The sequence below is a fragment of the Actinokineospora diospyrosa genome, from assembly GCF_024171925.1.
GTDB lineage: Bacteria > Actinomycetota > Actinomycetes > Mycobacteriales > Pseudonocardiaceae > Actinokineospora > Actinokineospora diospyrosa.
The window spans coordinates 423,011-448,862 of sequence record NZ_JAMTCO010000005.1 but is presented as its reverse complement, the minus strand read 5'-3'; the positions used below and the strand labels follow the sequence as shown (position 1 = coordinate 448,862).

The window sequence follows — 25,852 nt, the reverse complement described above, 5'->3', positions numbered from 1 at the left end:
CGTGATCACTGACCAACAGCGGCGGTCGCTGCTGGCGGACGGGTACCTGGGGGTGCCGGACCTGTTCACCCCCGGCGAGGTCGCCGAGGTCGCGCAGCGGCTGGACGGCTTGTTCGACCGGTTCGCCGATCTTCCCCGGGCGAGCGTGCTCGACCTGGGCGGCACCGGCGGCGAGTTCGGCGCCGAGGTCCCGGAGATCCTGTACCCGTCGTCCCTGTCACCGGGGTTGCGCCGCACAGCCGTGTTCCAGCGCGGGCGGGCGCTGGCCAGGCGGGTGCTCGGCGCCGGGACGTGGTTCCGGTTCGACCACAGCATCCGCAAACCGCCGGGCTGCGGCTACGAGACGGTGTGGCACCAGGACCGCGTGCACAAGCGGTCCGGCCTGCCCGAGCGCAGGCTCACCATCTGGATCCCCACCGGTTCCGTGGGCCAGGAGGACGGCTGCATGCGGTACGTGCCCCGCAGTCACCTGCGCGGAGTCCTCCCCCACGAACCGGTCCCCGACCGCCGAGGTGCCTTGCGCACGGTGGGCGTGGCGGACACCGATGCCGTCGACGTCCCGCTACCTCTTGGCGGAGCGGCGATGCACCTGTTCGAGACGGTCCACAGTGCTCACTCGAACAGCGGTGAGTCCACCCGGACGGCGTGGATCCTGCAGTTCACCCAGCCCCGAACGGTCCTCCCCACAGCGACCCTGCTGCACCGGGCGATCTACTTCGGACGAACGAGGGCATGGCGCGGAAAGGGCACCGGATGACAGTCGACCTCGATGGGGCGCGGCGGGTGCTCGTCGTGGGGAACTTCGGCAACGGGAACACCGGCGACGAGGCGTTGCTGGCGCGGGCGCTGACCGAGTTGGCGCCCGGCGCGCAGGTCAGCGTCCTGTCGCGCAACCCCAGGCTCGTCGAGTGGACGCACGGGGTCGCAGCGCGACCGATGACCGCGGTATCGTTCGCAGCCGGTTTGCGTTGGTGTGACGCGGTTCTGGTGGTGGGTGGTGGCATGTTCGGGTCCGGGTTGCCGCCGCTCGTGCGGCTGCTCCCCACAGTCGTCGAGGCGACCAACAAGGCTGGGCGGGCGACGTTCTACCTGGCCGTTGGGGTCTACCCGGGAACACCTCCCGCTGTGCTGCGCAAACTCCGCTCAGCCGCCGTGTTCGGCAGGCTCACCGTGCGGGACAACCTGTCCGCGCGGACCCTCGGGGTTCCCGTGCCGGTCGTGGGTGACCTCGCCCTGAAGCTGGCACCCGCATCGACGGAAGCGGCGAACCTGGCCCTCGCGGGCGCTGGGGTCGAGGCCAAGGCGCCGCTGCTCCTGTTGTCGCTCAAGGCCCTTCCCGACACCGGACGGATGGCGGTCCTGCGCGAAACCTGTCTGCTCGCCGCGAGCAGATGGCGGGAGCGGGGCGGCGAGGTGGCCGCGCTCGCGCTGTCCACCCACGCCGACTACGGCCTCGGGCTGGCGCACCGGGACGCCGCGCTCGCCGCGGCGCTGGACCTGCCGGTGATCGGGCCGCAGTTGCCGCCCGCGCTCGCGAAGGCCGTGGTGGGCCGCGCGGCGGGGGTGCTCGGGCTGCGGCTGCACGCGTTGGTGTTCGCGGCGGGGATGGGGGTGCCGTTCGCCGGATTCGACTGGGAGGAGAAGTCCAGGGCTTTCCTCGCCGAGTACGGCGGCACCGTTCTGGGCTCGGCCGCGGACTGGATCGACACGATCACCGAGGTGGCCGCCCCATGACCAAACGGCTCGTTCTCGCAGGCGCGGCGGTCGTGGGATTGGCGCTGACGCTGCGGCTGTGGGGGCTGACAACGGCGAATGAGTTGTTCATCGATGAGGTCACCTACTCGCGGTTGGCCCTATCTGTCAGCCGCGGTGAGTGGCCCAACCTCGCTGGGGAAGCCTTCTATCTCCACCCGCCACTGACGTTCTGGCTCAACGGCGGGATTACCGCTCTGTTCGACCTGTCACCGGACCCGACGACGCTGGTGTTCCAACTGCGGTGGGTGAACGCACTGCTCGGCGCCGCAGTCGTGGCTTTGGGTTACCTGCTTCTACTACGAACCACGAAACCCGTAGTGGCCGTGATCGGTGCCGTAGTCCTCGCTGCCGACCCGTTCGTTCTGCGCAACGACAGCCGGGTGATGCTAGAGACACCCGCGTTCGCTCTGATCCTCGCGGGCTGGCTGTGCCTGCTGGTCGGGCTAGAGCGACGAAAGTGGCTGATCTACCTCGGCGGCTTCTTACTCGGTCTCGCAGTCCTCGCCAAGGATGTCTCCGCCGTACCCGCCCTGCTCCCGGTCCTCTTGGCGACGCTATGGAAGAAGACCCTGCCGCGTAAGACAGCCCTGCAGGTCTTCGGCATGGCCCTGCTGCCCTACGCCGGATACGTCATCGCACTAGCCATCGCGGGGCGCCTACCGGACTGGTGGAACCACAAGATCGGTGGGCTGCGGCGCATGGCCGGCCTGGACCAGATCAGCGGCTTCAACTCCCCCACCGCGCCCAGCCTGCTGGAAACCCTTCTAGGCCAACTAGGCCGCTTCGGCACCTCTTACGTCCTACTTGGCCTAGCTGTGCCCGCAGGTGTGTTGGCTCTCCGATCGGTACGGGCAGATCGCAGGCTGGTCGGCCTAGTGGCTTCCGTGATGGGGATGCTCGGCTTGTTCTCCCTGGCCTTCGGGACGCTAGAGGAGCAGATGGGCTACTTCGTCGTCGTCCCGGGCGTCCTAGCGCTCGGCGTGGTCGCTGTCGAACTCCCGGTGCGCCTACGACCCGCGCTGGTCACAGCCACCGCCGCCCTGCTCGTCGCAGGTCTCGCGTTCGCCGCCCACGCCCGCGCGGTCACCGACAACGGCTACCAGCAAGCCCGCGAGTTCCTCGACACCAAGGTCCCGCCCGGCTCGAGAGTCGGCCTCACAACCCCGACCGCCCAGTTCGCGCTGCACTCCGGGGAGGGCGCCGACCTGCACGTGGGCACCTGGACCTCACTCGGCGCGCTACACCGCTTCCGCGCCGACTACGTCCTCACCCAGAGCCGCCCGCTGAGCCTGGGGTACGGCTACGCCTCTCCCGACCTGCTGCCCTGGTTGGCCCGGCACGCCGACCCGGTCTTCCGGACCACGGGCCCCAGCGGCGGTGACACGATCGTGTGGAAACTGGACCGGGCCGAGTTGGCGGGCGCGGTCCGGGCGGGTCACCTGATCCCGGAGGTCGTGGCGCCCTGAAGCTGGCTGAGGAAGTCCTCGATCCGCCGTTCCCGCCGGTGCCCCGGCCGGTAGTGGGCGCGGTCGAGCGGGACGACCTCGCCGTCCACGGTGATCGCCGGGTAGCGGTACACGGCGCGGCCGAACGGGGCGCGGGCGTCGCGGCGGCTGGTGCCGGTGATGTCGGCGAGGGCCACCGTGCGCAGGCCGCGGACCGTCCGGATGCCGATCTTGCCGTCGCGGATGAAGCAGTACGGGAACAGCGCCTGGTAGGCGGTGGCGGCACCGGTGACGCACGCGGCGACCACCAGCAGGACCTTGTCCACCCCGCTCGCCGGTGTCCACAGCAGCACCGCGAGCACGACGCCGAGCGCGCACGCCGACGCCGTCCACAGCAGACCGACCCGCTCCAGCGGGTGCCGGTACAGGGCCCGCGGTCTCACGGGCGCGCGGTGATCTGCTGCACCGCCCAGCCGTTCCCGTCCGGGTCGCTGAGGAACAGGAACCCGGAGTTGTTCAGGTCGTCCTCGGCGGTCGCTGGCCGGAAGCCGCCCTCGCGGGAGGCGTACTGGACCTCGCCGACCTCGACGCCGCGCGCGGTGAGCTCGGCGTGCGCGGCGCGCACGTCGTTGACCACCAGCTGCAGGCCCTGCAGCGAGCCCGGCGCCATCGCGGACATGCCGATCACGATCGAGCAGCCCGACCCGGGCGGGGTGAGCTGCGCGAACCGAACCGGCCCCGCGGTGGTGTCGTGGTCGACGTGGAAGCCGAGCCCGTCGACGTAGAAGGCCTTCGCCCGGTCGATGTCGCTGACCGGCACCGAGACGACTTCCAGGGTCCACCGCATGAGGTCCTCCAACCAGTCCGGTCGAACGGACAAAGCATGGCAGAAGCCCCTCAGAGCGCCTTCAGTTCCTCCGTGACCTCGGCGACCGAGGACTTCGCGTCGCCGAAGAGCATGGTGGTCTTCGGGTCGAAGTACAGCGCGTTGTCCACGCCCGCGAACCCGGGCGCCATGCCGCGCTTGAGGACGATCACCGAGCGGCTCTCGTCGACGTTGAGGATCGGCATGCCGTAGATCGGCGAGTCGGTGTCAGTGCGCGCCGCCGGGTTGGTCACGTCGTTGGCGCCGATCACCATGGCCACGTCGGTGCGGGCGAACTCGCGGTTGATGTCCTCCATCTCCTTGAGCCGCTCGTAGGGCACGTCCGCCTCGGCGAGCAGGACGTTCATGTGCCCTGGCATGCGACCGGCGACCGGGTGGATCGCGTAGTAGACCGACACCCCGCGCGACTCCAGCAGGTCGGCCATCTCGCGCACCGCGTGCTGGGCCTGCGCCACGGCCATGCCGTAGCCGGGGACGATGATCACCTGGTTGGCGAAGGCCATCTGGATCGCGGCGTCGGAGGCGCTGGTGCGGCGCACGGTCTGGTCGCCGCTGCCCTGGACGCTCCCGCCGCCACCGCCACCCCCGCCGAACCCACCGGCGACGATCGCCGGGATGGACCGGTTCATCGCCTTGGCCATCAGGTTGGTCAGGATCGTGCCGGACGCGCCGACGATCATGCCCGCGACGATCAGCGCGGTGTTGTCCAGCGCCAGGCCCATCGCGGCGGCGCTGAGCCCGGTGAGCGCGTTGAGCAGCGAGATCACCACCGGCATGTCGGCGCCACCGATGGGCAGCACCACCATCACGCCGAGCACCGCAGAGGCCAGCAGCAGACCGATGATCAGCAGCTGCGCGTCACCGCCGCCGATGATCACGCCCGCGCAGACCAGGGCGAGCAGCAGCAGGACCAGGTTCAGCGGCTGCTGGAGCTTGCCGATGCCGACCGGGCGGCCGGTGATCACCTCCTGCAGCTTGCCGTAGGCGATCAGCGAGCCCCAGAACGACACCGAGCCCACGATCGCGGAGAACAGGCTGGCGACGGCCACGTGCGCCGGGGAACCGTCGAACCCGTGGCTCTCGCGGAACTCCACCCACGCGATCAGCGCGACCGCGCCGCCGCCGACCCCGTTGAACAGGGCCACCATCTGCGGCATCGCGGTCATCTTGACCTGCTTGGCCGACGGGACGCCGACCGCGGTGCCGATGGCGATGCCCAGCAGGATCAGCCACCAGTTGCCCATGCCCGGGGTCAGCAGGGTCGCCACGACCGCGAGCCCCATGCCCGCGGCGGCGATCCAGTTGCCGCGCACCGCGGTCCGCGGGCCGGTGAGCCCCATCAGGCCGTAGATGAACAGGGCGAAGGCGACGATGTAGAGCAGCTGGATGAGGACTTCGCGGCTCATCGCGGCTCCTTGTTCTTGGCCTTGAACATGCCCAGCATCCGGTCGGTCACCAGGAAGCCGCCGATGACGTTGATCGTGCCGAAGGCGATGGCGATCACCAGGAGGATCTTGTCCAGCACGCCCTCGGCGCCGAGCCCGGCCACGATGAGGCCGCCGAGCAGGACGATGCCGTGGATGGCGTTGGTACCCGACATCAGCGGCGTGTGCAGCGTGTTGGGCACCTTGGAGATCACGGCGAAACCGACGAAGCCCGCGAGCACCAGGATCGCGAGGTTCTGCACCAGCATCTATGCCTCCTGCCCGGTGACGCAGGCACCCGCGACCACCTCATCGCTGAAGTCGAGCGCGATCGCGCCGTCCGCGGTGATGAACAGCTCCAGCAGCGCGGCCACGTTGCGGGCGTAGAGCTCGCTGGCGTGCTCGGGCATGGTGGCGGGCAGGTTCAACGGCGAGGCGATCGTCACCGCGTGCTCCACCACGACCAGGCCGGGACTGGTCAGCTCGCAGTTGCCGCCGGACTCACCAGCCAGGTCGACCACCACGCTGCCCGCGCGCATGCCCTTCACCGCCTCGGCGGTGACCAGGGTCGGCGCGGTGCGGCCGGGCACCTGCGCGGTGGTGATCACCGCGTCGAACCCGGTGATCGCGCGGGCCAACTGCCGTTGCTGCTCCTCGCGTTCGTCGTCGGTGAGCGCCCGGGCGTAGCCGCCGCTGCCGGTGGCCTCGATGCCCAGGTCCAGCCACTGCGCGCCGACCGAGCGGACCTGGTCGGCCACCTCGGGGCGCACGTCGTAGCCGGTGGTGTGCGCGCCGAGCCTGCGCGCGGTCGCCAGCGCCTGCAGCCCGGCGACACCGACCCCGAGCACCAGGACCTTCGCGGGTGGGACGGTGCCCGCCGCGGTGGTCAACATCGGGAAGAAGCGGGTCAGGTGCTCGGCGGCCAGCAGCGCGGCGCGGTACCCGGCGACGTTCGCCTGCGAGGACAACGCGTCCATCGACTGCGCGCGGGAGATGCGCGGGATCGACTCCATGGCGAACGCGGTCACCCCGGCCGCCCGCAGCGCGTCGGCCTTCCCCGGCTGGGTCAGCGGGGCGAGGAAACCGACGAACACCGCCCCGGCGCGGAGTTTGGCGACCTCGGCGTCGGTTGGCACCGCCACCTTCACCACGACGTCGGCCGACCACGGGTCGCCGAGCGTCGCCCCGGAGTGGACGTAGGCGTCGTCGGGGATGAGCGCCGCGGCGCCCGCTCCCGGTTCGACGACGACGGAGAGGTTCTTGGCCAGCAGCCGCTCGACCACCTTCGGCACGAGCGCGACCCGCCGCTCGCCCCCGGCGGTCTCCGCGGGCACGCCCACGACTGTGTTGGCGGTCACAGTACAGTTGTACCATTTACCGGCCCCAACCGCCGAAGATCACAGTTGCCACTCGCTTGACAGGGCGACTGGCCCGGTCCACCGCGCCACCGGTCGCAGGAATGTGTCAAATAGTACGCGAAAATTCCGGACCGGCGATTCCGCCGGGGAATATGTCCGGGGCGCCCCGACATCATGACCACCGCGCACCACGCACCGCCAAAAAGACGAGAAAAGGACCCTTTGCGGGTGCCCCGAGCGGCACACTTGTGGGATTACTCCATCAGACGGGCTTCGTGTGTGAAGCAGATCACAGCCGGTTGTCGATCTTCGCGCACACCGATAGCTTTCAAGGGGTAATGGGGGCTCACCGTCGCGAATGACCCGCACGACTGCGGGAACTGGGGAACGCGAGAGGCTGAACAACGGTCACGCCAGTCGGTGGTGGCCTGCGCGCGCGCAGCGCGTTCTGGGGTGAACACAACGTCTGCGCGCACCGGTCGCTCGCGTCGATCGCACCGCCACCGAGCGTGGCCGACCTTGTGAGGTTTGACGACCATGCACACCACACGATCAACCGGGTCCGTGAAGCAGGACCGCCCCGCCACGGAACTGGGCGAGTTCCTGCTGGCGACCCGACTGCGCCGGGGCATGACCCAGTCCCGGCTCGCCGTGCGCTCCGGGGTCAGCGAGCGCACCATCCGCGACCTGGAACTGGGCAAGGTCGAGCGGCCGCGCAAGCAGACGCTGCTGCTGCTCGCCAGGGCGCTGCACATGAGCCCGTCGGACCACCTGCGGCTGCAGTCCGGCGGCGCGGTACCCGCCACCGCCTCGCAACTGCCACCGGGCGCGGCGTCGCAACTGGTCGGCCGGGACCGCGTGGTCAGCGGGCTGGTCGAACTGCTCACCACCGGCGAGCAGCGCTGGGTGTCGCTGGTGGGCATCGCGGGCGTCGGCAAGAGCCGGGTCGCCGCGGAGGTGGCCAGGGCGCTGCACGACGCGGTGCCCGACCCGGTGTGGTGGGTCGACCCGGGCGCGAGCCCGGCCCCGCTGCCCGGCACGGTCGCCGACCTGGTGCTCGGCGGTGTCGGACCGCGGCTGGGCGAGCTGGCCGCGCTGGTCGGCGACACCCCCGCGTACCTGGTGGTCGACGACCGGGTGCCCGCCAGGGTCGCCGACGCGAGCCTGGCCGAGCTGCTCAGCCGATGCCCCCGGCTGCGGCTGCTCACCACCGCGCGCGTGCCCTCGGCCCGGCCGGAGGCGCACACCGTCTCGCTGCGGCCGCTGGCCGCGCGCGGTGACGGCCCGGACTCCCCGGCCACCCGGCTGCTGGTCACCCGGCTGCGCGCCCAGGGCCAGGACCGCTCCTTCCTGGTCAACGACCTGCGCGAGCTCTGCGAGGCGCTCGACGGCGTGCCAGCCGCCCTGGTCGCGGCGGCCACCTGGTTCCCGCTCTACCCGCTCCCGCGCCTGGTCGAGGCCGCCCGCCGCGACCCGTTCCAGCTCACCACCCCGGCCGGTCCCGCCACCCGCCGGGTGACCGGTGACCTGCGCGCGGCGGTCACCACGACCATCGACGGCCTGCGCGGCACCGACCTCGCCGTGCTGACCGCGCTCGCCGGGACGGGCCGCTCGACCAGGGACGTGGCCAAGGACCGGGGCATCCCGGAGCAGGCGGTGGCCGCGGTCCTGCACCGGTTGCTGCAGGCGGGCCTGATCCGCCCGACCGGGGTGCCCGGGGAGTTCCGCGCGCTCAACCTGGTCCGGTCCCTGCTCATCCCGCGCCGGGTCCCGCACCCCCGCCGCTGACCCGCTGGTGGTCGTCCGCCACCCCGGCCAGCCCGGGGTGGCGGACGACCCCAATTCGCCACCCGTAGACGAACCGAGCGGGCCAATCGCGGTGGCCGAAACACGATCACATGGCGCCTCGCACGTGCGCGGCGCGCTGGCGCTGCGGTTGGCCTAGGCGCCGTCCTCGACGCCAGCGGACCTGAAGAAGTGGATCGTCGACAACGCCATCACCGGCAAGATGACCAACATCCGCACGGGCACGCCCAACCGGACAGCCATCCCACCCCGCAAGGCACGGTTGTCCACAACCCGCGCGCTCACTCCGCGCTCCCTGTCGGTGCCACCTGGCAGACTGTGCATCAGGGGCTGCTCAGCACGCTTTGATCTTGAAACCGCCCGGGGCTCACGGCGTTTCCGGCCGCCACCGCTCGATCCCCAGCGCGATCAACCGGAGTTGCCGAGCCGCCACGTCGACCACCTCGGGCTCGTCGAACTCCTCCGCCTCGACCAAGGCCATCACGGTGGCGAGCATGGCGCTGACCATCAGGTCGGCCGCCATGCGGAGGTCGTCGGTCTCCCACTCGGCCATCACGGGCAGGCGGCCGAGATCGGTCGCCAGTTCGGCGGCCAACAACCGCAGCTCGGTGGCGATCGCGGCGCGCACGGCGGGGATGCCACCCGGGCGCTCGCGGACCAGGAAGCGGAAGTGCGCGGGGGCGGCGCGGACCTGCTCGGCCAGCACGGCGACGGAGTCGGTGATCATCGCCGCACCGGAGCGGCGGGCTCGGCGTAAGACGGCCCGCAACGTGCGCATGCACTGCTCGACCAGGGCCACACCGAGGTCGTCCATCGAGGCGAAGTGCCGGTAGAACGCGGTCGGCACGACCCCGGCGGCCCGGGTCACCTCGCGCAGGCTGAGACCGGTCATGGCGCGGTCGGCCAGCAGGTCCAGGGCGGCGTCGAGCAGCGCCTGCCGGGTCCGGCGCTTGCGGTCCTGCCTGCTCTCCGGCTCGGTCACGGCCAGCAGCGTACTTGACACGACGGCACCCCGGGCGGTGTCATTTCGGTGTACACGTGTTCACCGAAAGGGTCGACATGCTCGCGACACCGCACGGGATCGACCGCTACCTCGAGCTCATCCACCCGATGCTCGCCATCCGGGAGCAGCGGGGAATCGTCACGGGTGTGCACCGAACGACCCCGGACACGATCACCCTGCGGATCCGGCCGAGCCGGGCGTGGCGGGGTTTCACCGCGGGCCAGCACGTCCGGGTGTCGGTCACCGTCGACGGCGTGCGGCGGACCAGGTGCTACTCCCCCGCCAGTTCCCAGCACGCGCGCGGGTTCGAGTTGACCGTCAAGGCGTCCGGTCTGGTCTCCTCGTGGTTGCGCGAAAACGCGCGTCCCGGGCTGGTCCTCGACCTATCACCCGCCGAAGGCGACTTCACCCTGCCCGCCACGCGGCCGGACAAGCTGCTGCTGATCAGCGGCGGCAGCGGCATCACCCCGGTCATGTCGATGCTGCGCACCCTCACCGACGAGGGCCACACCGGCGAGGTCGTCTTCCTGCACTACGCCACCGACGAGGCGCACGTCCCCTGCCTCGACACACTGCGGGCGACCGGCCACCGCTTGGTGCTGGCCCACACCGCTGCCGGATCAGGACATTTCACCGAGGCGCACCTCCGCGCCGCGGCACCCTGGTTCGCCGAGGCGACGACCTACTTATGCGGGCCGCCCGGGCTCATGGCCGGCGTGACGGCGGTGTTCGACCAGCTCGGGATCGCCGATCGGCTGCGCACGGAGGACTTCCGGCCCAGCACGCCTGCCGACCCGGGCGCGGTCGGGCGGATCACCTTCTCCCGCAGCGGCAGAACCTGCGACAACACCGGTCGTTCCCTGCTGGAGCAGGCCGAGTCGGCCGGGCTGCGGCCCGAACACGGCTGCCGCATGGGCATCTGCCTGTCCTGCACCCGGCGCAAGACGGCGGGGACGGTCCGCGATCTGCGCAGCGGTGAGCTCAACGACGAGGACGACACCGAGGTGCAGCTCTGCGTCTCGGTCCCGGTCGGCACCGTGTCGATCGACCTGTGAGGGAGGAACCCTTGAGCGGCAAGCGATTGACACCGGAGGAGCTGGACCGGCTCGGCGCCGAGCTCGACGCGCTGCGCCAGCGCGTGGTCGACGACCTCGGCCAAGCGGACCGCGACTACCTGCTGACCGTGGTCCGCACCCAGCGCGCGCTGGAGGTCGCGGGCCGGGGCCTGCTGTTCCTCGGCTTCTTCCCGCCCGCGTGGCTGGCCGGGGTGGCAGCGCTGTCGGCGTCGAAGATCCTCGACAACATGGAGATCGGCCACAACGTCATGCACGGCCAGTACGACTGGATGCGCGACCCGGCGCTGAACTCGCGCACCTTCGAGTGGGACACGGTCGCGCCCGCGGCGAACTGGAAGCACTCGCACAACTACGTGCACCACACCTTCACCAACGTGCTGGGCAAGGACCGCGACATCGGTTACGGCATCCTGCGGATCGACCCGGAACAGCGCTGGCACCCGTACTACCTGGGCAACCCGGTCTACGCGTTCCTGCTGATGGTGTTCTTCCAGTGGGGCGTGATGCTGCACGACCTGGAGGTCGAGCGGCTGGTGTCCGGTGAGAAGCGCTGGGCGGAGACCGCGGGTGTTCGGCGGCTGATGTGGCGCAAGGGCCTGCGGCAGGCGGTGAAGGACTACGTGTTGTTCCCGGCGCTGTCGGGGCCGCTGTTCGTCAGCACGCTGGCGGGCAACGCGACGGCGAACCTGGCGCGCAACGTGTGGGCGTTCGCCATCATCTTCTGCGGCCACTTCCCCAGCGGCGTCGCGAGTTTCACCGAGGAGGAGACCGCGGGCGAGAGCCGGGGCCGGTGGTACCACCGGCAACTGCTCGGCTCGGCGAACATCACCGGCAGCGCGCTGTTCCACGTGCTGACCGGGAACCTGTCGCACCAGATCGAGCACCACCTGTTCCCCGACCTGCCCGCGCGCCGCTACCCGATGATCGCGCCGCAGGTCAGGGACATCTGCGCGCGCTACGGGCTGCCGTACAACACCGGCGGACTGGCGCGCCAACTCGGCTCGGTGGTCGGCAAGCTCGTCAGGTACGCGCTGCCGGACCGGTGGTGGGGCGGGACTTCCGGGCCCACCAGGGGTACCGTCGGGAGCGGCCGCGGGCCGCGCGCGGCGTGAGCGGGACGGGGGCGATCGTGGTCAGCGAGTTCGAGAGCGCCAAGGACACCATCCAGGAGGCGACCGAGTCGGCGGCGGCGCACGTCGGCCGGATCGCGCTGATCATCACCGGCGCGGTGCGCGACATCGCCCGCGAGGTCGGCGACTGGGCGACCGACGTGATCGAGATGGGCGAGGCGGCGCGGCGCGCGCGGGCCGACCGCGACGACGAGCCGGTGGTCGTCGACGAGCCGTAACCGATCGGGCCGCCGAGTCACTCTACTGTGGACTCGCCGAGCGCCGGGTGTTCTGCCAGGCTGCTAGCCGCTGGAAATCCCCTGCCGACTAGGAGCAGAAAACCGCATGCGCACAACAGTTCTCCGCGTGGGAGCCGTGCTCGGCTTCGTGGCGGTCGGCCTCGGCCTGGCCACCGCGACCGCGACGGCCGAGACCACCGACGACCGCGCCCCGGCCGACTCGATCATCCCGGACATCCACGTGATCCACATCGACCAGGTCAACGTCGCCAGCCCGCTGCTCGGGCCGGGCGGCGCCATCGTCTGAGCGAGCCGGGAACCGCCGGGCCGGAGTCCTCGACTCCGGCCCGGCGTTTTTTGTGATCACGACACCCACGAAAGGGTGTCGTCCGGTCGTGGGCGCGGCGATCATCGAGTTACCCGCACCGCGATCATTTTCTTCCCTCAAAGGTGTACCAATCACAGGGCAAGGGCCATCTGAGCGGAATATCGCGCCTCGAACGTGGCCACCCGACTGTGGACTCGCCAGCGGGTGATCGCTCTGGAACGCTCATGACTGTCCAATTCGGCCAGTCACTAGGAGCTCTTCCCCATGCGCAAAGCCGCACTCCGTCTCGGTTTCATGGCAACCGCCACGGCACTCGCCCTCGGGTTCGCGGCGCCGACGGCTTCCGCCGAGACGACGGACGTGCCCGCGATCGTCGTCCTCAACGTCCTCAACGACGGTGACATCGACATCACGCTGCTCGACGACGACCTGATCGACGACCTCTCCGACGCGGACTCGGTCGCCGAGCTGCAGGCGCTGGTCGCGCTGGCCCAGGAGTGGGCGACGGACCTGGACATCACGCCCACCCAGGCGCTGTGGCTGCTGTCGGAGGACCTGCTCGACGACGGCCTGCTCGACCTCGACATCGACCTCGACGGGATCGGCGACCTGCTCGACGACCTGCTCGACGGCGACCTGCTCGACCTCGACCTCGACCTGCTCGACGGTGACCTGCTCGACGGCCTCGACCTCGACGACGTCCTCGACAGCGACCTGCTCGACGACCTGCTCGGCCACGGCGACCTGCTCGACCTCGGCGATGGCGACCTGCTGAACATCGACCTGCTCGCCGACCTGAACATCGACCTCGGCGGCCGCCACACCCACAGCACCGGCACCGACTCGGACACCACCGCGACCGCGCCGGTCTCGACCGCGACCGACACCGCGACCGACGTCACCAGCACCGTGACCGACACGCTGAACACGGTGACCGACAACCTCACCAACTCCGACACCAACGAGTCGGAGACCACGAACACCGAGACCCGGTAACCACCCCGAGCCTCACCACAAGGGCCACCAACCACCCCCGGTTGGTGGCCCTTGTGCCGTCCCCACCCACCTCCAGCCCGACACCCTTTGGACATTCGGAACCCGCAGGTGCCACTCCCCCATCCGGGCTGCCGTCAGGTCCGCCCCAACCCACCTGATCAGCCGTGGACACCGGAAGGTCCGGTGTCAGCCCAGCCCGCTCTTGGCTGCCCTGCCAACCCAGCACATGGACACTCGGACCCTGCGGTGCCAACTCGCCCCCCGTCAGGTCCGCCCCAGCCCACCTACCCAGCACCTGGACAGTCGGACTCGCTGGTGCCAGGCCGGCTCGATGGGGTGGACCTGTTTTGTGTGGGGGGACGGCACCCGTAGCGTCGGTAGCGGACAGGGCCAGTCTTTTCGGCCCCTGCTGTGCGGTCCTGCCACGGGTGTCGTAGGGGCCCCGCACAAAACAGGTCCACCCCATCGAGCAGAGCTCGGAAATCGCGGATCGGGCCCGATGTTGCCGCCAGGCAACGAGGCGTCCGATCCGGTGGCCGAGGTCGCCGCCAGGCGACGAGGCCGTCCACCGGAGCCGAAGGCGGAGGCCCGAATCCCTTGCCCCGCATCCCCAACCCCGGCCTACGCCAAGATCAACCTGATCGAAAGCCCCCAAATACACAGCCTACCGAGCAACACCGACGCAACGGCAGCACCAAGCAGCAGCCTGTGGACAACCAGAACCGTTGTGGACAAACAACTACCCCCTGCGCGCACCCCAACAAGATCATCCGCCACAAGAGCCCCCGATATACAGCCTACGAGAGCACACCGACAAAAAGAGCCCAGCGACCACACCCTGTGGACAGCGGCAGACCTTGTGGACAACCACCCGCCGTAAACAACAGCTCAACACCCCGCCGCAGGCGAGCCGACCACACCTCAGATCAACGACGGCACAATCGCATCGATCAGATGGGGTCCCGGCCGCTCCAACGCCGCAGCAAACTGCTCCGCCAGCTCCTCCGCCGTAGTAGCCCGAGTCGCCGAAACCCCCATTCCCCGCGCTATCTGAACGAAGTCCAGGTCAGGCTGCGCAAGATCCAGCAACGCCTTCGCCTTAGGCCCGGCAGCCTCCGCACCCACGCGGGTGAGCTCCATACGAAGGATTGCGTAAGCGCGGTTGTTCAGGATCACCGTGGTGACGTTGAGGTTTTCGCGGGCCATTGTCCACAGGGCGGAGATCGTGTACATCGCGCTGCCGTCGGCTTGTAGGCAGATGACTGGGCGGTCGGGGCAGGCGACCGCGGCGCCGACCGCGACCGGTAGGCCTTGGCCGATCGCGCCGCCGGTGAGGGTTAGCACGTCGTGGCGGGGGGCGCCTGCGGTGGTCATCGGGATCATCAGGCCGGAGGTGTTGGCCTCGTCGGAGATGATGGCGCCTTCGGGCAGCAGTGCGCCGATCACCTCGGTCCAGTTCTGCGGGGTCAGCGGGCCGGACGGCAGTGCGGGCCGGGACTCGGCCTGCAGCAACGGTTCCACGCCCTTGGCGACCAGGTCGGCCAGTCGCTCCAGTGCGTCGACGACGTCGGAGCCGACCTCGGCGAGGGTGTGCGCGGCACAACCGTCGGGGGTCAGTTCGCTCGCCTTGCCGGGGTAGGCGAAGAACGACACGGGTGCCTTGGCGCCGGCGAGGACGAGGTGGCGGACGTCGGTGAGTTGCCACTGCACCTGCTCGGCCAGGTATCCGAGCCGGTCGACGGCGGGCAGTCCGGCGCCGCGCTCGATCCGCGCCGGGAACGTCTCGGCGAACAGCTTCACCCCGGTCGCCGCCGCGATCCGGCTGGCCGCGCGCAGTCCGCGTTCCCGGGTGGCGCCGCCGCCCAGGAGCACCACAGTGGACTCTCCGGAGCGGAGCACTTCGGCGATCTCGGCGAGTACCGAATCCTCCACAGTGGATCGTGGCTGAACCGGAATCGGCTGCGCCGCGACCCCGCCCTCGCCCCAAGAGACATCGGCGGGCAGCACCAGGTTGGCGATCCGTCCCCCGGCCGCGGCCGCGACGGCCTCTGCCGCGTCGGCACCCACGCTCGCGGCGGCGGTGCTGGTGCGGGTCCAGCCGCCGGTCCAGCCGGTGAGCGCGTCGATGTCGGACTCCAGCGGCGCGTCCACGGTCTTGTGGTGCGTCGCGTGGTCGCCGATCACGTTGACCACGGGGGTGTGCGCGCGGCGGGCGTTGTGCAGGTTGGCCAAGCCGTTGACCATGCCGGGCCCCAGGTGCAGCAGCGTCGCCGCCGGGCGGTCGGCCATCCGGGCGTACCCGTCGGCCGCGCCGGTGACCACGCCCTCGAACAGCGCCAGCACGCCGCGCACCTCGGGCACGGTGTCCAGGGCGGCGACGAAGTGCATCTCCGAGGTGCCGGGGTTGGCGAAGCACACCTCGACCCCGGAGTCGGCGAGGGTGCGGATGAGTGCCTGCGCGCCGTTCATGCCTGCGCTCCATCTTGATCTTGTTGGGCGAAGTCTTGTCGACCAGCGTCTTGTTGGGCGGCGTCGAGCAGGACACCGGGGTTGAGGACCCCGGCGGGGTCGAACGCCTGCTTGATCCGGCGCATCAGGGCGATCTTGGCCGGGTCCTCCAGGTCGAGGAAGTACCGCTGCTTGGTCCGGCCGAGGCCGTGCTCACCGGAGATCGCGCCACCGAGTGCCATGGCGGCGGCGAACAACGCCTTGAGCACCGTGGCGCGCTTGTCGGCATCCTTCTGGAACAGTGCTAGGTGGACGTTGCCGTCGCCCGCGTGCCCGCAGCCGACGATGAACGTCTCGTTCGCCTGGGCGATCCCGGTGACCTGGGCCATGAACCCGGGCAGCGCCGCGCGCGGCACCACGGTGTCGATCACGTCGTCGGCGCCCGCGGCCTTCGCGGTGTGGAAGGCCCGCTCGCGCGCCTCGATCAGCTTGCGCGCCGAGCCGCCGGGTAGCACGTAGACGTCGATGGCACCTAGGTCGGACAGCAGTTGCCCGGCGGTTTCCACGTCGGCGTCGAGTCGGTCCTGATCGCGGTTCTCCAGCATCACCACCAGGTATGCCTGCGCACTGTCGCGGACCTCGTCCGGTATGCCCAACTGCAGGTCGGCGGTGTAAGTGATAGCGCCCATGGTCAGGCCGTCTATGTACTCGAGGATCAGCGGCGCCAGCCCGGACGCGACGACCTTCGGTACGGCGGCGGTCACTTGGGCGAGGTCGCGGAACGGCGCTAGGACGGTCGCCGTGTGCTTAATGCGGGGCTGCAGCTTGAGGGTCGCCTCGGTGACCAAGGCGAGCGTGCCTTCGGAGCCGACGATGAGTTGGGTGAGGTCGTACCCGGTGCTGGCTTTGACGTACCTACCGCCCGTGCGCAGGATCTCGCCGGTCGGTAGCACTGCCTGCAGGCCGAGCACGTGGTGGCGGGTGACGCCGTACTTCACCGCGCGCATGCCGCCCGCGTTGGTGGCGACGTTGCCGCCGAGACTTGCGCTCAACTCCCCCGGGTAGACCGGGTAGACCAGCCCGGCTTCGGCAGTGCGGTCGTCGAGTTCGCGCAAGGTGACACCGGGCTGGACGACGGCGACGTGGTTGTCGGTGTCGACCTCCAGGATCGCGTTCATCCGCTCGAACGACACCACGATGCCGTCCGGGCTGGGGATCGCGGCGCCGGACAGGCCGCTGCCGGAACCGCGCGCGGTCACCGGCACGCCTTCGGCGGAGGCCAGCCGCAGCACGGCCGCGACCTCCTCGGCGGTGCGCGGCCGCACGACGTGCGCCGGGCGGACCAGGGTCGTGCTCAACGCCTCGTCGTGCCCGTACTCCTCGGCGGCCCCGGCCCCGGTCAGCACGTCCTCGACGATCCCCGCGAGTCTGGCCCCGATGTCCGCCATGGCACTCCCTCCGCCGCTGAGGGAGCCCACGATAGTGCGAATCGGGCTACAGCCGGGCAGGGGACACGAGGTCGGTGAACTCCGTCGGCTCGCCCAGAACGATCTTGGCGGCGACGACGGCCAGCGCCGGGGCCATCTGGATGCCGTACCCGCCCTGGCCCGCGAAGAAGGTGAAACCGGGGTGACCGGGCAGTTCGCCGACCACGGGTTCGCGGTCGGCGGCGAAGGTGCGCAGCCCGGCCCAGGCGGTGCGCACCGAGCGCAGCCCGAGGGTGGTGGCCTCGTTGACCCGGTCCAGGGCGAGCGCGATGTCGAGGTCGTCCGGCTTGGCGTCGCCGGGTTCGACGGGGGTCTCGTCGGCCGGGGAGACGAGGACACCGGGGCCCTCGGGCCGGAAGTAGAAGGTGTCCTCGACGTCGGCGACCAGCGGCCACCCCGGGTCGACCGGCGCGGTGCCGGTCGCGATCGCGATGGTGCGGCGCAGCGGGCGCAGGCCGAGGGTGGGCACGCCTGCCAGGGCCGCGACGCGGTCGGTCCAGGCCCCGGCGGCGTTGACGACGACGCCCGCGTGGACCTCCTCGGTGCCGAGGGTGACCACCCAGCCGGACCCGTCGCGGCGCAGCGCGGTGACCGGCGCGCCCCGGCGGATCTCGCCGCCCGCGGCCCGCAGCCGCTGGACGTAGTGCTGGTGCACGCCCATGACGTCGATGTCGGTCGTCCCGGAGTCCAGCGCGGCGCGCTCGACCCGGCGCAGGACCGGGCAGATCCGCAGCGCCTCGTCGGCGGTGACCTCGTCGGCCGCGCCGGTGGCGAGGATCCCGGACACGTCGCCGACCCACAGCATGGGGCGCGCGGTGAGCACCCCGTCGGGGAACAGCGGTCGGCTCGCGGCGGTCAGCGCGCGCACGACGGGGCCGCCGTAGCTGGGGGCGTAGAGCGCGGCCGAGCGGCCGGTCGAGTGCCTGGCCAGTTCCGGTTCGGCCTCGACCAGCAGCACCGACCGGTGCTCAGCGAGCTCCGCCGCGACCGAGATCCCCGCGATACCGCCCCCGACCACCACTACGTCCCAAGCCACGGCCGTCTCCCTCGTCATGGGCGCCAGGTTACGGCCGCCAGCCGGGGTCGCGGCCGCTGACCGCGAGCGCCTGGTCCAACAAGGGGGCGTCGGCGGGGACAGCGACCTCCGGGCCGAACACCTGGTACTCGCGGGCCTGCTCGGCGATGCCCGCGGCCCCGTCGCGCGCGTAGGCGGCGAGTTCGGGGTCGACGTCGAAGGGCTGCCCGGTCGCGGCGGCGAGGTCCCAACCGTGCAGGACCAACTCGCCCAGCAGCATGTCGTGGAAGTACTTGGCCGGTTGCGGGCCGCCGAGCATCGAGGTCTCGCCCTCCAGCGCGCCCGGCTGGTCCCACGCCAGGGCGGCCCGCTTCGCGCCGTCGACGAACCGGCCGGGCCACTGGTCGGCGCGGTCGGCCCCCTGGTCCTCGGACCCGTCGTCCGGCGCGGGCAGCCTGCGGGCGACGCGCTCGGCGACGATGCCGCTCCACAGGGTGAGGTGGTTGACCAGGTCCCGCACCGTCCACTCGGGACAGGGGGTCGGCCGGTCGAACTGCTCGGGGGTCACGGTTTCGGCGACGGCGACCACGCTCGCGGTGGCCCGCGCCATCAGGCTCTCGCTCATGCGCGGCACCCTGCCACGGTCCGGGTGCGAGCTCTTGAACAAACGCGACGCGGCAGGGTTACCGTGACGTGGTGGGTACGCGGGGCGTCTTGGACGAAGAGACCGGTCGGACCAAGTTCCGGCTGCGCACCCACGCGCCCTCGGCCGACCTGGCGCCGTTCGTGGAGTACCACTGGATCGTCTCCTGGGACCTGACCGAGCCGTTCACCCAGCAGGTCGTGCCGCACCCCAACGTGCACCTGGTGTTCGCCGACGAGGGCGCGCTGGTGCACGGGGTGATGCGCGGCCGCTTCACCCGGCGGCTGGTGGGCCGCGGGCAGGTGCTGGGGGTGCGGTTCCACCCGGGCGGGTTCCGGCCGTGGCTGGGCGGGCGGGTCGCCGACATCACCGACCGGACGCTGTCGGTGTCGGACTGGTGGGGCGACGCGGGCACCGAGAAGCCGGTGGTGGACGCGGCCGACGACGCGGCGATGGTCGCCGAGGCGGAGTCGGTGCTGCTGCCCCGGCTGCCCGAGCCGGACCCGGTGGTCGAGCGGGTGCGGGAGCTGGTCGGGCTCGTCCTCGGCGACTTGGCGCTGACCAGGGTGGACCAGTTGGCCGCGGTGTCCGGGCTGTCGGTGCGCGCCCTGCAGCGGCTGTTCAACGACTACGTGGGGGTCGGGCCGAAGTGGGTGATCCGGCGGCACCGCATGCACGAGGCCGCGGCGCGCGCGGACGCGGGCGGCCCGGTCGACTGGGCGGCGCTGGCCACCGAGCTCGGCTACAGCGACCAGGCGCACTTCACCCGGGAGTTCACGGCCGCGATCGGGATGTCGCCCGGTCGCTATAGGTTGCGGTCATGAGTGAGTACGAGTTCGACGACACTCCTGATCGGATCGACGTGGACGCGGTCTGGGCCTACCTGTCCACCGACGCGTACTGGGGTCGCAAGCGCACCCGCGCGGACTTCGAGGCCCAACTCGCCGCGGCGTGGCGGGTGGTCGGGGTCTACCACCGCGGCACCGGCGCCCAGGTCGGCTTCGCCCGCGCGCTGTCCGACGGGGTGGGCACGGCCTACCTCGCCGACGTGTTCGTGCTGGAGTCCGCCCGCGGCCAGGGCCTGGGCAAGGCGCTGGTGCGCGCCATGATCGAGGAGGGGCCGGGCGCGGGGTTCCGCTGGATGCTGCACACCCGCGACGCGCACACGCTCTACGAGTCCTTCGGTTTCACAGTGCCGAACTCGATGTACATGGAGCGCCCGGGCGGCTTCTAGTGTGACCCGGGCGACGGAAGGAGCCGGGGCGCTTAAGCGTTGAACCGGCTATGGACGTGGTGGTGATCGGGGCCGGGCAGGCGGGGCTGTCGGCCGCGTACTTCTTGCGGCGGTCGGGCTTGGAGTTCGTGGTGCTCGACGCGAACCCGGGGCCGGGTGGGGCGTGGCGGCACCGGTGGCCGAGCCTGCGGCTGGGGAAGGTGCACGGCATCCACGACCTGCCCGGCATGGCGCTGCCGCACGCCGACGCGAGCCGCCCGGCGTCGGAGGTGGTGGCGGAGTACTTCGGGGCCTACGAGCGCGAGTTCGACCTGCCGGTGGTGCGGCCGGTGGCGGTGCGCGCGGTCCGGGCGGACGGCACCGGCTTCGTCGTCGAGACCGACTCGGGTACCTGGACCACGCGCGCGTTGATCAACGCGACCGGGACCTGGGACAAGCCGTTCTGGCCGCACTACCCGGGCCGGTTCGACGGTCGGCAGCTGCACACGGCCGACTACCGCGGTCCGGAGGAGTTCGCGGGCCAGCGGGTCATCGTCGTCGGCGGGGGTGCTTCCGGCGTGCAGTCGCTGCTGGAGATCGCCGAGGTCGCGGCAGGCACGACCTGGGTCACCCGCCGACCACCGGTGTGGCGCGACGAGCCGTTCACCCCCGAGTACGGCCGCGAGGTGGTCGCCAAGGTCGCCGCCGCCGTCGAAGCGGGCCGTGTCCCCGAGAGCGTCGTCAGCGTCACCGGCCTGATGCTCACCGACGAGATCAAGTCCGCCCGCGCCAGGGGCCTGCTCGACCGCCACCCGATGTTCGACCACCTCACCCCCACCGGCGCCACCTGGCCCGACGGCCACGAGGTCGAAGCCGACACGATCCTCTGGGCCACCGGCTTCCGGCACGCCCTGGACCACCTGACCCCCCTCCACCTCCGCACCCCCGGCGGCGGCATCCAGATGACCGGCACCCAGGTCACCGCCGACCCCAGAATCCACCTGGTCGGCTACGGCCCCTCCGCCAGCACGATCGGCGCCAACCGAGCAGGCCGAGCCGCCGTCACCGCCCTACGCCGCCACCTAGCCCCCGTCGCCGCATAGCCGCTTCTCGCCCGGACTCCGTCCTCGACACTCCTCGCTTTGCGGCGCACACTCTTTCGCTGTGTCCACACGCGACCCGGTCTGCCTTCACATCCCCAACACCGTGCAGACAGAGGCATCCCCACCTCAATGCCTGGCCGAACGCTCTAAGACACCGCCCGCACCCTCGCTCAGCAGCACCCGCTCAACGCCTGTCCCCTGGCACTAAGCACCCCGGGCCGCGGACTGCCGTCACTCAGCAGCGCGCCCTAGACCCGCCAGCCCCCACTCCATCCCAAGACCACGCCACCCAAAAGCCCCACTGAACGTTCAACTCCCAGCGCCGCCCCAGCTCAAGCCCGCACTCCCCCCAGCCCCGCTGAACGCGCAGCGCGTCGCGGGCGGCCTCGGGCACCGTGTACGTCAGCACCGGCAGCACAAACGTCTCGGTGCTCATTCCCAGCACTCCCCCGCTAAGAGCCCACCGTGCCCCCACCCCCGACTCCCCCACCGCCCCGCCCTTCACGCACGCGCGACGGGGGCGCAGCCCCCACCCTGTCCCGGGGGGCGGCCCCGATGCCATTCTACCGCCTCTGACCTGCGCGGGAAGGGGTCGCGGCAACCGGTGGACAAGCAGGGGGGTTGTGGATAACTCGAGGCCCAGGTCGGGGAGACCCGGCAGGCGCGGTTCAGCCGAACGGGTCCAACTCTGGTCGCTTCGGCACCCGGCCGTCGCCCGAAGACTGGCCGGTCAACCGTCGCGCGATCCACGGCCCAGCGTGTGCCCGAGCCCAACGCAGGTCCGCAGCAGCTCGGTCGCGGCGGCGGATCGTGTCGGCGGGAAGAGGCGTGTCCCAGTCGAAGGCGGGCGGGACGCCCAGGGCGCGGAGGGTGGCTTCCGCGACCCGGCGGTGGCCCTCGGTGTTGAGGTGGATCCGGTCCGGCGCCCACAGGCCGGGTGAGTCGAACACGCGGGAGGAGAACAGGTCGACCACCACGGCGTCGTGCTCGACGGCCAGTTCGTCGACCAGGGCGAGCAGGCGGGTGATCCTGGGCAGCAGGCGGGTGGCGCCGCGCATGCGCCTGGTCGGGTCGATCACGCGGAACAGGACCACGGTCCGGGCGGTGCCCGCGAGGGTGCGGATCGCGTAGCGGACCCGGGCGGTCAGCGCGTCCATGTCGCAGGCGGGGCGCATGACGTCGTTCATGCCGCCCGCGAAGGTGACCAGGTCGGGGCGCATCGCGGCGGCGGTGTCGACCTGTTCGTCGACGATCTGGCGGATGAGTTTGCCGCGGATGGCGAGGTTGGCGTAGGCGAAGCCGGGGGTGTCGGCGGCGAGCCGCTCGGCGACGAGGTCGGCCCAGCCGCGGCAGGTGCCGTCGGGGCGGAAGTCGGACATGCCCTCGGTGAAGGAGTCGCCCACGGCGACCATGCTGGTGTAGGCGTTCATGGTGCGGCCATGCTAACCAGCAACTTTCGTTGCGGGCGCGACTACCCGAAAGGTGGCGATCGGGCTCGGCGGCGGACCGCGCTGGGTAGCGTGCTCGGTGTGCGGGAGCCACTGTGGCAGTCGAGGCGTGAGGCGTTCTTCTACCTGCTGCCCATCGCGGTGGTGGTGCTGCTGCAGGTGGGCGGCATGTTCTTCGACGACACCCGGGCCAGCGCGTTCGGCCTGCTCGACGGCGCGATCACCTTCGCCATGGCCGGGCTGCTCGTGGTGCGCAAGTGGTACCCGGAACTGCTGATGGCGGTGACCCTGGCGGTGTGCGCGGGCTACCTGCTGATGCAGCAGTTCGCCCAGGGCACCTGGCGCCCCGGCTTCAAGGACACCGACCCGTGGATGATGCTGTCGGCGCCGGTGTACGTCTACAGCGCGATGGTCTACGCCGGTGTCCTGCTCGGCCCGGTCCTGGTGCTCGCGCTGATCGGTCTGGTCTCGCGGCCGTGGGACACCTCGACCGAACTGGTGCTGGGCACGGTGCTGCTGGTGGTGCTACCCGCGCTGATCGGGTTGTACGTGCGCGCGCACCGCACCCTGGTGCAGGCGCTGACCGACCGGGCCGAGCGCGCGGAACGCGAGCAGCACCTACTGGCCGAGCAAGCGCGCGCCGACGAGCGGGTGCGGCTGGCCGAGGAGATGCACGACGTGGTCACGCACCGGGTCAGTCTGATGGTGCTGCACGCCGGGGCGCTGGCGGTGACCGGTCCCGACGAGCACACCCGGACCGCGGCGGAGGGGCTGCGGGTCGCCGGGTGCGAGGCGCTCAACGAACTGCGCGAGCTGGTCGGGGTGCTGCGCAACGAGAGCAACGACCACCAGCCCCGGGAAGAGCGCGACGAACCGGGCGCGGTGCCGGACCTGTCGACGCTGGTCGCGGAGTCGGAGTCGGTCGGGGTTCCGGTGGACCTGCGGCTCGACGGCAACCCGGCGCTGACCTCGGCGGCGGTGGGGCGCACCGCGTACCGGGTGGTGCAGGAGTCGCTGACCAACATCCGCAAGCACGCGCCGGGCGCGCCGACCAGGGTGCGGGTCCGCTACGGCGGCGACCGGGTCCGGTTGACCATCCGCAACGCCACCGCGACCCGGTCGGTCGACAGTGGACTGTCGGAGTCCGGGTCCGGTGCCGGTCTCGCGGGCCTGCGCCAGCGGGTCGAGCTCGTCGGCGGGACGCTCACCGCGGGGCCGGTGCCGGGCGGGGGTTTCGAGGTCGACGCCGTGCTGCCCGCGTACGTGCCCGCCCCGGAGAGCGGGTAGATGGTCATCCGGGTGGTCCTCGTGGACGACGAGCCGATGGTGTGCGCCCACCTGCGCACGATCCTGGGCACGGCGTCCGACATCGACGTCGTCGACACCGCGCAGGACGGGGCGGCGGCGGTGGAGGCGGTGGTGCGCCACCGGCCGCACGTGGTGCTGATGGACCTGCGGATGCCGGGCGTGGACGGGTTGACCGCGATCGAGCGGATCGCCCGGCTGCCGGGGCCGCCCGCGGTCGTGGCGCTGACGACCTTCGACGCCGACCAGTACGTGATCCGGGCGCTGCGCGCTGGCGCGGCCGGGTTCCTGGTGAAGACGACCCCACCGGAGGACCTGATCAGCCTGGTGCGGGTCGCGGCGGACGGGCACACCGTGCTCTCGCCCGCGGCGACCCGTCGGCTGGTGGCCGCGGGGGTCGGTGAGCAGGCGGCCAGGGAGCGGGCGGTGCGGCTGGTGCGGGAGCTGACCGAGCGGGAGGCCGAGGTGCTGGCCGGGCTGGGCGCGGGGCTGTCGAACGCGCAGATCGCCGACCGGTTGTCGTTGAGCGAGGCGACGGTCAAGAGCTACGTGTCGCGGATGCTGGTGAAGCTGGAGTGCGCCAACCGCACCCAGGCCGGGCTGCTCGCCTACGACGCCGGGCTGGTCACCAGGTAACCGGGTACGACGTTTGGACCTGTCTGCGGCGCGCACCGCTGGTCTAGTTTCCGCGACATGAAGCGACCCCTCATCCTCGGCGCGCTCGTCGTGCTCGCGGCGGGTGTCCTGGCCACACCGGCCACGGCGACCCCAACGACCGGCCACGGTCCCACCCTGACCTGGCGGTTGTCCCCCACTGGATCGGACGCGCGGCTGCGCGGGCTCTCGGCGGTCAGCGCGAAGGTCGCGTGGGCCAGCGGCAGCGGCGGCACCGTGCTGCGCACCACCGACGGCGGCCGCACCTGGTCGCGCACGTCCCCGCCGGGCACCGCGGCCCTGGAACTGCGCGACATCGAGGCGTTCGACGCGCGCACCGCTGTGGCGCTGAGCATCGGCCCCGGCGACCAGTCGCGGATCTTCCGCACGACCGATGGCGGCGCGAACTGGACCGAGACGTTCCGCAACGGCGAGGCCAACGCGTTCTATGACTGCCTTGCGTTCTTCGATCACCGGCGCGGTCTTGCGCTAAGCGACCCGGTCGACGGCAAGTTCCGGCTTCTGTCGACCGACGACGGCGGGCGCACCTGGTCGGTAGTGCCTAGCGACGGCGTCCCGCCCGCGTTGGACGGCGAGTTCGCCTTCGCCGCGAGCGGGCAGTGCGTGACCACGTCGGGCTCTCGGGACGCGTGGATCGCGACCGGCGGCGGTGCGAAGGCACGGGTCTTGCACTCGTCCGACCGGGGTCGAACCTGGACTGTTAGCGACACCGTGCTGGCGAGCAACGCTAGCGCCGGGGTCTTCGCGACTGCCTTCCGCGACCGTTCGCATGGCATCGCCGTTGGCGGCGACTACGCCAAGCCCGATGGTGCTGTCGACGCTCTTGGCACTACCCGCGACGGTGGCCGCACCTGGCGCAAGCCGTCTTCCGCGCCCAAGGGCTACCGCTCAGGCGTGACCTGGCACCCGTTCCTCCCGTCGGTCGCGATCGCTGTTGGGCCTACCGGCAGCGACATCACGCTCAACGAGGGCCGCGACTGGCGCGCCTTCGACAGCGGCAGTTTCGACACCGTGGACTGCGCGTCCGACGGCGCGTGCTGGGCGGCCGGCGAGAAGGGCCGGGTCGCGACCCTGCGCTTAGTGTTCTGAC

27 protein-coding genes are annotated in these 25,852 nt (G+C 71.2%); 15 read left to right on the top strand and 12 right to left on the bottom strand.

All coding sequences use genetic code 11. From position 1 onward, the window contains the following. Window position 1: 1 nt before the first annotated feature. Genes LV75_RS11575 through LV75_RS11565 form a run of 3 tightly spaced genes read left to right on the top strand, consistent with a single transcriptional unit; the run spans window position 2 to window position 3,221 of the window. Window positions 2-757, top strand: coding sequence for a phytanoyl-CoA dioxygenase family protein (locus LV75_RS11575; protein ID WP_253886816.1), 756 nt, complete (start codon window positions 2-4; stop codon window positions 755-757). Further along, window positions 754-1,734 (top strand): polysaccharide pyruvyl transferase family protein, encoded by a 981-nt coding sequence (locus LV75_RS11570; protein ID WP_253886815.1) that lies wholly within the window; start codon window positions 754-756, stop codon window positions 1,732-1,734. The genes LV75_RS11575 and LV75_RS11570 overlap by 4 nt, the downstream gene beginning before the upstream one ends. Then, complete coding sequence (locus LV75_RS11565; protein ID WP_253886814.1) at window positions 1,731-3,221, top strand: ArnT family glycosyltransferase; 1,491 nt, start codon at window positions 1,731-1,733, stop codon at window positions 3,219-3,221. The genes LV75_RS11570 and LV75_RS11565 overlap by 4 nt, the downstream gene beginning before the upstream one ends. Here LV75_RS11565 and LV75_RS11560 read toward each other — a convergent pair. The 5 genes from LV75_RS11560 to LV75_RS11540 are packed head-to-tail and all read right to left on the bottom strand — an operon-like array spanning window position 3,191 to window position 6,868. Beyond that, entirely contained in the window at window positions 3,191-3,643 is a 453-nt protein-coding gene (locus tag LV75_RS11560) for a hypothetical protein (RefSeq protein WP_253886813.1), read from the bottom strand. The two genes, LV75_RS11565 and LV75_RS11560, sit on opposite strands and share 31 nt — an antisense overlap. Beyond that, a complete protein-coding gene (locus LV75_RS11555) occupies window positions 3,640-4,047 on the bottom strand; it encodes a VOC family protein (protein WP_253886812.1) in 408 nt (135 codons plus the stop codon). Before LV75_RS11555 ends, LV75_RS11560 begins: the two co-directional genes overlap by 4 nt. A 50-nt stretch (window positions 4,048-4,097) precedes the next feature. Then, the gene (locus LV75_RS11550) at window positions 4,098-5,492 is read right to left on the bottom strand and encodes an NAD(P)(+) transhydrogenase (Re/Si-specific) subunit beta (RefSeq protein ID WP_253886811.1); all 1,395 of its coding nucleotides are present in this window, start codon (window positions 5,490-5,492) and stop codon (window positions 4,098-4,100) included. Continuing rightward, complete coding sequence (locus LV75_RS11545; protein WP_253886810.1) at window positions 5,489-5,779, bottom strand: NAD(P) transhydrogenase subunit alpha part 2; 291 nt, start codon at window positions 5,777-5,779, stop codon at window positions 5,489-5,491. Before LV75_RS11545 ends, LV75_RS11550 begins: the two co-directional genes overlap by 4 nt. After that, complete coding sequence (locus tag LV75_RS11540; RefSeq protein ID WP_253886809.1) at window positions 5,780-6,868, bottom strand: NAD(P) transhydrogenase subunit alpha; 1,089 nt, start codon at window positions 6,866-6,868, stop codon at window positions 5,780-5,782. Window positions 6,869-7,432: 564 nt separating this feature from the next. Between LV75_RS11540 and LV75_RS11535 the strand changes: the two genes are divergently transcribed. Further along, the gene (locus tag LV75_RS11535; protein WP_253886808.1) at window positions 7,433-8,656 is read left to right on the top strand and encodes a helix-turn-helix domain-containing protein; all 1,224 of its coding nucleotides are present in this window, start codon (window positions 7,433-7,435) and stop codon (window positions 8,654-8,656) included. 153 nt (window positions 8,657-8,809) lie between these two features. Here the strand turns inward: LV75_RS11535 and LV75_RS11530 are convergent, their stop codons facing one another. Both LV75_RS11530 and LV75_RS11525 read right to left on the bottom strand, forming a co-directional pair. After that, window positions 8,810-8,959 (bottom strand): hypothetical protein, encoded by a 150-nt coding sequence (locus tag LV75_RS11530; protein ID WP_253886807.1) that lies wholly within the window; start codon window positions 8,957-8,959, stop codon window positions 8,810-8,812. Between the two features lie 82 nt (window positions 8,960-9,041). Next, window positions 9,042-9,677 (bottom strand): TetR family transcriptional regulator, encoded by a 636-nt coding sequence (locus LV75_RS11525; protein ID WP_253886806.1) that lies wholly within the window; start codon window positions 9,675-9,677, stop codon window positions 9,042-9,044. Window positions 9,678-9,712: 35 nt separating this feature from the next. On the opposite strand from LV75_RS11525, the gene LV75_RS11520 reads away from it, so the two are divergent. The 5 genes from LV75_RS11520 to LV75_RS11500 all read left to right on the top strand — a co-directional run bounded on the left by LV75_RS11520 (window position 9,713) and on the right by LV75_RS11500 (window position 13,425). Continuing rightward, window positions 9,713-10,732: a ferredoxin reductase gene (locus tag LV75_RS11520; protein ID WP_253886805.1), complete on the top strand. Its 1,020-nt coding sequence runs from the start codon at window positions 9,713-9,715 to the stop codon at window positions 10,730-10,732. 11 nt (window positions 10,733-10,743) lie between these two features. After that, a complete protein-coding gene (locus tag LV75_RS11515; RefSeq protein WP_253886804.1) occupies window positions 10,744-11,865 on the top strand; it encodes a fatty acid desaturase family protein in 1,122 nt (373 codons plus the stop codon). A gap of 17 nt (window positions 11,866-11,882) precedes the next feature. After that, window positions 11,883-12,101, top strand: a complete 219-nt coding sequence (locus LV75_RS11510) for a hypothetical protein (RefSeq protein WP_253886904.1) — start codon at window positions 11,883-11,885, stop codon at window positions 12,099-12,101. 106 nt (window positions 12,102-12,207) lie between these two features. Then, complete coding sequence (locus tag LV75_RS11505; RefSeq protein WP_253886803.1) at window positions 12,208-12,408, top strand: hypothetical protein; 201 nt, start codon at window positions 12,208-12,210, stop codon at window positions 12,406-12,408. 285 nt (window positions 12,409-12,693) lie between these two features. Continuing rightward, window positions 12,694-13,425, top strand: coding sequence for a hypothetical protein (locus LV75_RS11500; protein WP_253886802.1), 732 nt, complete (start codon window positions 12,694-12,696; stop codon window positions 13,423-13,425). Window positions 13,426-14,346: 921 nt separating this feature from the next. On the opposite strand, the gene LV75_RS11495 is transcribed toward LV75_RS11500, so the two are convergent. The 4 genes from LV75_RS11495 to LV75_RS11480 are packed head-to-tail and all read right to left on the bottom strand — an operon-like array spanning window position 14,347 to window position 19,000. Further along, the gene (locus tag LV75_RS11495; RefSeq protein WP_253886801.1) at window positions 14,347-15,894 is read right to left on the bottom strand and encodes an acetolactate synthase large subunit; all 1,548 of its coding nucleotides are present in this window, start codon (window positions 15,892-15,894) and stop codon (window positions 14,347-14,349) included. Beyond that, window positions 15,891-17,321, bottom strand: coding sequence for an FAD-binding oxidoreductase (locus LV75_RS11490; RefSeq protein ID WP_253886800.1), 1,431 nt, complete (start codon window positions 17,319-17,321; stop codon window positions 15,891-15,893). Before LV75_RS11490 ends, LV75_RS11495 begins: the two co-directional genes overlap by 4 nt. 46 nt (window positions 17,322-17,367) lie before the next feature. Further along, window positions 17,368-18,414, bottom strand: a complete 1,047-nt coding sequence (locus LV75_RS11485; RefSeq protein ID WP_253886799.1) for an NAD(P)/FAD-dependent oxidoreductase — start codon at window positions 18,412-18,414, stop codon at window positions 17,368-17,370. Window positions 18,415-18,424: 10 nt separating this feature from the next. After that, a complete protein-coding gene (locus LV75_RS11480; RefSeq protein WP_253886798.1) occupies window positions 18,425-19,000 on the bottom strand; it encodes a TIGR03086 family metal-binding protein in 576 nt (191 codons plus the stop codon). Window positions 19,001-19,071: 71 nt separating this feature from the next. Between LV75_RS11480 and LV75_RS11475 the strand changes: the two genes are divergently transcribed. Genes LV75_RS11475 through LV75_RS11465 form a run of 3 tightly spaced genes read left to right on the top strand, consistent with a single transcriptional unit; the run spans window position 19,072 to window position 21,334 of the window. Beyond that, entirely contained in the window at window positions 19,072-19,842 is a 771-nt protein-coding gene (locus LV75_RS11475) for a DUF6597 domain-containing transcriptional factor (RefSeq protein ID WP_253886797.1), read from the top strand. After that, window positions 19,839-20,252: a GNAT family N-acetyltransferase gene (locus LV75_RS11470; RefSeq protein ID WP_253886796.1), complete on the top strand. Its 414-nt coding sequence runs from the start codon at window positions 19,839-19,841 to the stop codon at window positions 20,250-20,252. Before LV75_RS11475 ends, LV75_RS11470 begins: the two co-directional genes overlap by 4 nt. 50 nt (window positions 20,253-20,302) lie before the next feature. After that, on the top strand, window positions 20,303-21,334 hold the full coding sequence (locus LV75_RS11465) for an FAD-dependent oxidoreductase (protein WP_253886795.1): 1,032 nt from the start codon (window positions 20,303-20,305) through the stop codon (window positions 21,332-21,334). Window positions 21,335-22,002: 668 nt separating this feature from the next. Here LV75_RS11465 and LV75_RS11460 read toward each other — a convergent pair. Continuing rightward, window positions 22,003-22,764 (bottom strand): SGNH/GDSL hydrolase family protein, encoded by a 762-nt coding sequence (locus tag LV75_RS11460; RefSeq protein ID WP_253886794.1) that lies wholly within the window; start codon window positions 22,762-22,764, stop codon window positions 22,003-22,005. A gap of 99 nt (window positions 22,765-22,863) precedes the next feature. Here LV75_RS11460 and LV75_RS11455 point away from each other — a divergent pair, with 99 nt between their 5' ends. The 3 genes from LV75_RS11455 to LV75_RS11445 are packed head-to-tail and all read left to right on the top strand — an operon-like array spanning window position 22,864 to window position 25,851. Continuing rightward, window positions 22,864-24,069, top strand: a complete 1,206-nt coding sequence (locus LV75_RS11455; RefSeq protein WP_253886793.1) for a sensor histidine kinase — start codon at window positions 22,864-22,866, stop codon at window positions 24,067-24,069. Beyond that, complete coding sequence (locus LV75_RS11450) at window positions 24,070-24,723, top strand: response regulator (protein ID WP_253886792.1); 654 nt, start codon at window positions 24,070-24,072, stop codon at window positions 24,721-24,723. It abuts the gene before it with no gap. Between the two features lie 57 nt (window positions 24,724-24,780). Next, the gene (locus LV75_RS11445; RefSeq protein WP_253886791.1) at window positions 24,781-25,851 is read left to right on the top strand and encodes a WD40/YVTN/BNR-like repeat-containing protein; all 1,071 of its coding nucleotides are present in this window, start codon (window positions 24,781-24,783) and stop codon (window positions 25,849-25,851) included. Window position 25,852: the final 1 nt, after the last annotated feature.